Here is a 3,438-nt window from a genome sequence, read left to right as displayed (position 1 = left end):
GTGCATCGGCGCCGCCGCGGTGCTCCAGGTACTCGACCAGAGCCTGCCCCAGCGCCAGCAGGAAGGCTTCGAGACGGTGGTCGCGCTGGTGGCGGTGGGGATGGTCACCTGGATGATCGTGTGGATGTCGTCCCACGCGCACCAGCTCCGGGGGGACCTCGAGCACCATGCCGGGGCGGCGCTGGCGGCGGGCTCGGCGTGGGGCCTGGTGCTCATGGCGTTCCTGGCGGTGCTGCGCGAAGGGCTCGAGACCTCGGTGTTCCTGCTGTCCACCTTCCAGGCCTCGCAGGACCACGCGGCAGCCGTCACCGGGGCGATCGCCGGGATCGCGCTGGCGGTCGCGCTGGGCTATGCGATCTTCCGTGGGGGAGTGGGGATCAACCTGGGACGGTTCTTCTTCCTCACCAGTCTCGTACTGGTCCTGGTGGCCGGTGGTCTGGTGTCCTTCGCCGTCCATACCGCTCACGAGGCGGGATGGCTGGACGTCGGGCAGGTCCAGATCGTCGACCTGACCTGGCTGGTGCGGCCGGGCACCGTCCAGGCCGCGCTGGTCACCGGTGTGCTCGGTGTGCAACCCAAGCCGACCCTCGTCGAGGCGTTGGGATGGTTGGTGTACGTCGTCCCGGTGACGCTGGTGGTCTGGCGGGCCGACGCGGCCCGCCGCGCCAGGCGGTCGATCACCGGCCGCGAGCAGGCCAGGCCACCGGCCGCGGCATGAACATCGCTCGTCACGTGTTCTGGAGGTCTCGGTGCCTCGGAGGGTGATCATCGGGGCCGTCGTGGCGTCCCTGGTGCTGGTCGGGGTGTCGTGTTCGTCGGAGGAGGGGCGCGAGCGCGGGTCGGGGACCTCGAGCTCGGTCGAGGCCGGAGCCGATGGCGTCCAGCAGATCGAGGTGACGATCTCCGATGCGGGCTGCGAACCGCAGACGATCGTGGCCAACGAGGGGCCGGCCCGGTTCACGGTGCACAACGACGGTTCGAGCGCGGTCACCGAGTTCGAGGTCCTCGACGGTGGGCGCATCATCGGCGAGGTGGAGAACGTGTTCCCCGGGGTCGAGAAGGCGTTCTCGTTGACCCTGCAACCCGGCACCTTCGTCACCTACTGCCCCAACGGCGACGTCGAGCGCGGCACGCTCGAGGTCGTCTCCGGGGCCGGGTGAGCGCCAGCTCGTTTACTACTGCGGGCCGGCGCGATCAGCCCGCCTCCCGGTGGAACCAGAGCCGTCCCTCGACGAGTGCTGCTCCATGCCGAGAGCGCATTTCCGCCCGGGTAGCGCTTCCGGTCGTCGGGTTCATCGGGGGAGGCAGACCATTGGTGAGTCACTGCATGCGGCAGGACCCGGCTCCCTCCTCGATCGCTCGCACGCTCGCCGCTGTCGTGGACTCGTAGACGTGGTTGCTGATGTCACTTCGGTGCTCGTCCTCGGGAGTGCAGGCCCCTCTGGCCTGCGCTTCCCGGCATCGCCCCCACTGGGTGGCCAATGAGCCCCGGGGGTCAAGGGGTACGCGAGGCCGGAGGCCGGGTGTGGAGCGAAGCGGAACGGCTGCCCCCTCGACGCCGGGGCGACGCCCGGACACCGAGCGAAGCGAGGTCCAGTCCAACGGGAGCGAGCTTTCGGGCCAAGGTCCTGCTCCACCCGCCCGTGCCAGCACTACCGTGGATCGTATGCTCGATCTCAGCGGCAGCGACGACTTTGTGGTGCAGGGCGACTGCATGGACGTGCTACCCAAGCTCCCCGACGGTTCGTTTCAGCTCATCTACATCGACCCGCCGTTCAACACCGGAAGAGTGCAGGAGCGTCGAACGCTGCGGACAGAGCGCGCAGCGGAAGCCGAAGGTGACCGGGTGGGGTTCGGCGGGAAGAGCTACCGGACTACAGAGGTCGGCCGGATCGGCTACGCCGACATCTTCGATGACTACCTCTCCTTCATTGGCCCGAAGCTTGAAGAGGCCCGCCGGTTGCTGCGCTCCGACGGCACCCTCTACTTCCACATTGACTTCCGTGAAGCTCACTATTGCAAGGTCCTCCTCGATCAGATCTTCGGGCGCGAATGCTTCCTAAACGAAGTGATCTGGGCTTACGACTACGGCGGGCGCCGGAAGGATCGTTGGCCCGCCAAACACGACACGATCCTCGTATACGTGAAGGAAGCCGGTGGGCACTTCTTCGATCCGGACCAGATTGAGCGGATTCCGTACATGGCTCCCGGTCTGGTGAGCGAGGACAAGCGAGAACGGGGCAAGCTTCCGACTGACGTGTGGTGGCACACGATCGTGCCCACGAATGGCAAGGAGAAAACCGGCTATCCGAACCAGAAGCCCGAGGGTGTGTTGCGCAGGATTCTGGAGGGTTCATCAGCGCCGGGTGAGTGGGTCCTCGACTTCTTCGCCGGGTCTGGGACGACGGGTTCGGTCGCGCGCCAACTCAACCGGCGGTTCGTGATGATCGACTCGAACGAGAAAGCAACGGCCGTGATGCGTAAGCGACTCGGCTCTGAGCGAGTCGCTTACGTGGACCAGGCAGGAGACCCGCTCCTCCTGCAAGCACCGGCGGATGAAGCCCCATCGCTTTTTCTGAGCGAGGTGCACCGGTAGGTTTATGAGGATGCCTCCGATTCAGGACGCCGAGGTTCGTCTGCTTGTGTCGATCTCAGCGGCGCTGGAACGCGACTACATGCCCGGCGGCGACGACCCGTGGGCGGGAAGCCCCTTCGGCTGGATCCGGTCGCGGCCATCTCGGCAACGGGGAGCCATCGGCGAACAGCTCGTAGCCGGATGGTGTGCTGCGAAGGGTCTTGACGTCACGAGAAGCACCAACAGCGACGCCGATCGGGTGATCCACGGTCATCGGGTAGAGATCAAGTTCTCGACGCTCTGGCAATCCGGTGTCTACAGGTTCCAGCAGATCCGAGACCAGCAGTACGACTACCTCTTCTGCCTAGGTGTCTCGCCATTCGACGCCCACGCCTGGCTCCTTCCGAAATCGGTGTTGTTCGAGCATGTCATCGGCCGCATGGGCCAGCACACCGGCGCTTCCGGAACCGACACAGCGTGGCTGAGCTTCCACGCTGGCACCCCATACGAGTGGATGAATACCCACGGCGGCACACTCGGCGATGTGTGGCGGCTCTTCGAGGCCATGCCACACGGACCGTACTGAGTCCCTTGGATTGCTCGAGTCCGAGATGAGCGGGCCCCGTGAGTGGTCCAGCTGCTATGCGAGCGCTGGTTGGTGTCGGGTGGTCCAGGCTTGGGCGAACTCGGTTGAGGTGAGGTCGCCGTGGGCGCTGCGGGGTCGGTTGATGTTGTATTCGACGCGCCAGTCCTCGATGAGCACTTGGGCTTCGAGAGGCTGTCGAAGATCCAGCCGTTGCGCAGCGCCGATGTCGACCGGGTCGGGGCGGTGGCGACGCTGCGCTGAGCCCCCGGTAGTGGTC

At 66.1% G+C, this 3,438-nt stretch carries 5 protein-coding genes; all 5 read left to right on the top strand.

The window, feature by feature from the left end; genetic code table 11:
* Positions 1-718, top strand: a 718-nt coding sequence (locus V7004_RS15385) for an FTR1 family iron permease (RefSeq protein ID WP_334145105.1), incomplete at its 5' end; no start/stop codon positions are given.
* A 61-nt stretch (positions 719-779) separates the two neighbouring features.
* The gene (locus tag V7004_RS15380) at positions 780-1,160 is read left to right on the top strand and encodes a cupredoxin domain-containing protein (protein ID WP_334145104.1); all 381 of its coding nucleotides are present in this window, start codon (positions 780-782) and stop codon (positions 1,158-1,160) included.
* Between the two features lie 506 nt (positions 1,161-1,666).
* Entirely contained in the window at positions 1,667-2,596 is a 930-nt protein-coding gene (locus tag V7004_RS15375) for a DNA-methyltransferase (protein WP_334145102.1), read from the top strand.
* A 10-nt stretch (positions 2,597-2,606) separates the two neighbouring features.
* A complete protein-coding gene (locus V7004_RS15370; protein WP_334145100.1) occupies positions 2,607-3,161 on the top strand; it encodes a hypothetical protein in 555 nt (184 codons plus the stop codon).
* Between the two features lie 120 nt (positions 3,162-3,281).
* Complete coding sequence (locus V7004_RS15870) at positions 3,282-3,422, top strand: hypothetical protein (RefSeq protein WP_442968080.1); 141 nt, start codon at positions 3,282-3,284, stop codon at positions 3,420-3,422.
* Positions 3,423-3,438 lie beyond the last annotated feature (16 nt).

This window comes from Rhabdothermincola sp. (assembly GCF_036846205.1).
GTDB lineage: Bacteria > Actinomycetota > Acidimicrobiia > Acidimicrobiales > Acidimicrobilacustridaceae > Rhabdothermincola.
This window is presented reverse-complemented; position numbering and strand designations above follow the sequence as displayed.

Bases quoted from the DNA above. Each gene is read 5' to 3' on its own strand.
- V7004_RS15375 (WP_334145102.1), top strand. From the start codon at position 1,667: ATGCTCGATCTCAGCGGCAGCGACGACTTTGTGGTGCAGGGCGACTGC.
- V7004_RS15370 (WP_334145100.1), top strand. From the start codon at position 2,607: ATGCCTCCGATTCAGGACGCCGAGGTTCGTCTGCTTGTGTCGATCTCA.